Source organism: Pseudomonas sp. AC463 (genome assembly GCF_979253585.1).
The window spans coordinates 1-356 of record NZ_CEEDDZ010000253.1; the positions used below are offsets into that span (position 1 = coordinate 1).

1 protein-coding gene is annotated in these 356 nt (G+C 65.2%); it reads right to left on the minus strand.

Annotated features, from left to right (window positions below):
- The coding region (locus AC0IYH_RS30025) for a CDP-alcohol phosphatidyltransferase family protein (protein ID WP_471837748.1) at nucleotides 1-356 on the minus strand (356 nt) is incomplete at both ends.

Here is a 356-nt window from a genome sequence, read left to right on the forward strand (position 1 = left end):
GTGCCATGGCGCGGTTACGAGCGCCGCTCCCAACAACACTACGACGGCTAGCGCTTCGAACCGGATGCGGCGTCTGAGTCGCATCGAGCTCCATGAGAACGTGGCGACGCTCGACACCATCAGCGTCGCGACCAGCACCGTCCACGGTGCAACCACGTATGGTGAGGCGAAAAGCGGCTCACCGGACCACAGCCAGATGAACAGGGGCAGCAACGCCAGGCCAGCACCGGCTGGTGCAGGTACGCCGGTCAGGACACCGGCGGATTTATGCGGCTGCTCCGTCTCGTCGATCTGGGCGTTGAAGCGTGCCAGCCGGAGCGCACAGAACACAGCGAGGCTGAGCGACGCCATCCAGC